The 4285-nt window shown below is 70.0% G+C and carries 2 protein-coding genes; both read right to left on the reverse strand.

All coding sequences use genetic code 11. The features are described 5' to 3' along the window. The coding region (locus AC27VN_RS34280) for a FimL-related protein (RefSeq protein ID WP_490879469.1) at positions 1–2283 on the reverse strand (2283 nt) is incomplete at its 3' end. Between the two features lie 25 nt (positions 2284–2308). Beyond that, positions 2309–4285: methyl-accepting chemotaxis protein (locus AC27VN_RS34285; protein WP_490879470.1), on the reverse strand; the 1977-nt coding region annotated here is incomplete at its 5' end.

Here is a 4285-nt window from a genome sequence, read left to right on the forward strand (position 1 = left end):
CGCGATGTCCTCGACCCACAGGCCGAAGTCGCGCAGCGCCTGCTGCGTGCCCGCCAGCAGCTCGGGGGTGGCGGGGCGCTGGTCGGCCAGCCAGGTGTTGACCACCTGTTCGAGCGACCAGGCGGCATCGCCGAAGTCGGTGAGGCCGACCATGCGCGAGCTGCCCTTGAGCGTGTGGAACGCGCGGCGCAGGATCGTGAGCTCGTCGGTGTCCTCGGGACGGCTGCCGAGCGCGACGATCGCGTTCTGGCCGTTGTGCACCACCTCGCGCGCCTCGTCGAGGAAGATGTTCTGCAGGTCGTCTTCCTCGAGCTCGGTGACCTCGGTGTCGGGCAGCGCGCCGGGGCCGACGATCTTGGCGGTCCAGCTGTCGGCCTTGCGGCTGAATTCCTCGATCGGCGAGGGCTTGGCCTTGCGCGCCGGCGTGGCCAGCGCGGCCAGCTTCGACGCGATCTGGGCATCGACTTCCTCGATGCTGAGCAGCGGCTCGGCGGCCGGCGCGGCCACGCTCTCGGCGTCCTCGACATCGGCGGCCTGGCGGCCCATCAGCGGCTTGAGCTCGCCGACCTCGGCGTCGAAGACGAACAGGCGCTTGGCCAGCGCCGGCTGGTAGCCCAGCATGTCGATCAGGAAGCCCAGCGCGCCGAGGTTGTTGCCCAGCGCGTCGAAGCCGGCCATCTCGTCGGCCGGCGAGGCGCTGCCCACCATGGACTCCACGTCGTCGCGCATGCGCTGCACGGTGTGCGCGGCCTGGTCGAGGCCGAGCACCGAGAACACGCCGCGCATCTGCTGCAGCTGGCTCGGCACGGTGCGCAGCAGGCCCTTTTCGCCCGGGCGACGGAAATACTGGTCGAGCGACTTCTCGAGTTCGCTCAGGTGGCTGCGCAGCTCGTCGACCACGGTGCCCATGGTCTGGCGGTCGCTGACGCGGCGGTACAGGTCCTCCATCCAGGGCTCGAGCGGCTCGGAATGGCCGCCCGCGCGCACGCGCTCGATGCGCCCGGCGAGCTTGAGCATGCGCTGGGTGAGCTGCGGATCGCTGGGGTCGAGGTCTTCGAGCGCGGCCTCGAGGTAGAGCACCGAGGTCGCGACTTCCATCGCGAGCTCGGTGTCGGGCGGCTGGCCGCTGCGCACCGAGGCATCGACCGCATGCGCGAGCGCCTGCACCATCGGCTCGCTCGGCGGATGCAGCCGGTGCAGCGATTCGCCGAGCTGGGCGAAGGTGTCGGCCACCTGGCGCGTGCGCGTGATGTCGCCGCCCGAGAGGCCGGACCACATCTCCTTGGCGGTCTCGATGCGCTTGCGGGCCTGGGCCAGTACCAGCGGATCGAAGCGGCCGAACTGCTCGACCGTGTAGTCGACGCGTTGTTCATGCGCGATGCCCCAGGCCGTGCGCACGCTGCGCAGGGTGGTGGCTTCGTCGCGCGCGGTGGGCATGGCCTGGGCGCAGAAGAACAGCAGGTCCTGGCCGAGCCGGTCGGACACCACGCTGTCGCCGCGCGCGAGCGTGGCGTACTGCAGCAGCACGCGCGAGGCGGCGCGCTTGACGTAGCTGTCGGCGGGCACGAGGCCCAGCGCCAGCGCCTCGAAGAAGCCGGCCGCCAGGGTCCAGAAGCTGGCCACGCGGGGCAGCAGCGCGCCGCGGCCGAGCCCCAGGCACAGCGCCTGCAGGCGGCGCGCGGCCTGCGTGTCGCCGGTCTTAACCAGCTGCAGCACCTCGCGGTCGAGCCGCGAGCGCACCGAGGGGTCGTAGGCCAGCGAGGCCTGCGTGAGCGCGGGACGGATCTCGACCCAGCGCCAGCTGGCGCTCCAGAGATCGGCCGGATGCACGCGCTCGTTGCCGACCAGTTCGAGCACGTCGCGGTACTGCGGGAACAGCGCGATCGAGGACACGTTCTTGCCGGCCAGCAGGGCCTGCAGGAAATCGGTGACGGCGAAGCCGGCGCGCTCGATCTTGAGCGCGGCGCTGTCGGTGCAGCGCTGCGGTTCGGCCACGAAGCCCTGCACCGCGAACTCGATCGAGCCGAGCACCAGCGCGGGCGCGTTGTGGCCCACCATCTGCAGCGCGCCGACGGCCTGGTGCAGCTGCTGGCGCGCCATCTGCAGCGGGCCGCTCTCGATCTCGGCCGCATTGCCGACATCGCGCGCGAAGCGGCGCAGCGACTTGCCGACGTTCTCGAGCGACTTCTGGATTTCTCCTAGCACCCAGGCCAGCGGCCCGAGGTCTTCGGTGGCCGGCGGATTGCCGGCGAGGGGGGCCGCGACGGGGGATTGGATAGCCACCTTGGATGCTCGCCGTTCTTCTGTGTCAGGCAATCTTGAAACGGGCCACCGAACGACGCAGTTCCTCGGCCATCTGCGACAGTTCGCGCACCTGCTGCGCGGTGGTCCGCGTGCCTTCGCCGGTCTGCTCGGTCACGGCGAAGATGTGCTGGATGTTGGCGGCCACCACGTTGGCCGAATCGGCCTCGCGGGAGGCGGACTGCGAGATCTGCTCGATCAGCTCGGCGAGGCGGCGCGACACGCGGTCGATCTCGGACAGCGCGGTACCCGCGTTGTCGGACAGCTTGGCCCCCTCGACCACGCCCTGCGTGGAACGCTCCATGGCGCCCACCGCATCCTGCGTGTCGGTCTGAATCGCCTTCACCAGCGCCGAGATCTGGCGCGTGGCGTCCGCGGAGCGTTCGGCCAGCCGCTGCACTTCTTCCGCCACCACCGAGAAGCCGCGACCGGCTTCACCGGCCGACGCGGCCTGGATGGCGGCGTTCAGTGCCAGCACGTTGGTCTGTTCGGTAATGTCCGAGATCAGCTCGGTGATTTCGCCGATCTCCTGCGAGGATTCGCCCAGCCGCTTGATCCGCTTGGAGGTTTCCTGGATCTGGTCGCGGATGGCGTTCATGCCGCCGATGGCGTTCTGCACGGCCTGCAGGCCCGAGGACGCGGCCTGCAGCGACTGGCGCGCCACCGTGGCGGATTCCTGCGCTTGCGAGGACACGCCGTTGATTCGCTCCGCCATCGTCAGCACCGACTGGCCGGTTTCGCGAATCTCGCGCAGCTGTTCGGTCGAGGCCGCCAGCAGCTCGGTCGAGGTGCTTTCCACCTGCGAGGTGGTCAGCGCCACGCGCGTGGCCGTGTTCTGCACGTTGCCCACCAGCAGCCGCAGTTCTTCCACCGTGTAGTTCACCGAGTCGGCGATGGCGCCCGTGATGTCCTCGGTCACGGTGGCTTCCTGCGTCAGGTCGCCTTCGGCCACCGTCTGCAGTTCGTTCATCAGCCGAAGAATGGCGGCCTGGTTGGCGTTGTTGATGCGGCTGGCCTCCTCCGAAGCCTGCTCGGCCGAGAGACGTTCGCGCTCGGCGTTGGCGGCGCGTTCGCGGCCTTCGCGCACCTGCACGAAACCGATGGCGCCGGCCAGTGCCAGGGCGGCCAACGAGAGCACGAACAGCAGCACGATGGTGCCGGCGCCCAGGCCGGTGCGCGCCGACAGCTTGTCCTGCAGCTCGCCCAGCGATTTGCGCAGCGGTTCGCTGTCGGTCAGGATCGACGCCTGCGCTTCGCGCGCCGCCACCAGGCCCTGCAGGTTGCCCAGGATGGCCGAGGCCTGCGTGCGCATCTGCTCGTAGGTCTTCAGGATGGCTTCGAGCTGCTGGCGCGTCTGCGGGTCCTTCGAGCCGGGGAAGCGCTGCTGCGCGTTGCCGTCGAGCAGGCCGCGCGTGGTTTCCTGGAAGGTGTTCAGGTCCTTGCCGAGCAGGAACACGGCGTCGGGGTTCACGCCCTCGACCGTGAAGAACTCGTTGGTCGACTTGCCGATGCGCTGCGTCAGCATCACGAGCTGGCCGGCGGCCGAGATCTCGGGCAGCGTGGCGTTCTGCTGCATCTTGAGCGAGGCGACGGTCTCGGTCATCTCGAGCAACGTGGACGACTGCTGGTTGATGTCGCGCAAAGCGGCACCCACCTGGGTCAGGATCTGGCGCTGGGCCAGCACGGCCTTGGCGCTCGCATCGGCGCGCGCGACCAGCGGGCCGATCTTGCCCATGTCCTCGCCGTAGGCCTCGCCCACGGCCTCGAGGCGCAACGCCTCGTCGCCGTTGGTCAGGCCGTTGACGCGGCGCGTGAGGTCGTCGGCGCTGTCCTTCACCTCGGTGAAGGCCGGCGCGCTGCCCACCAGGGCCTGCGAGATCGACTTGGCGAGGCGCTGCGACTGCATCAGCGACTGGCCGGTGGCCGCCACCTGCTGCGCCAGCCGTTCGGCGCGCAGGATGGCGAGGCCGGCGACCAGCAGCAG

It is taken from the genome of Variovorax sp. 20P10.2.4 (assembly GCF_058244205.1).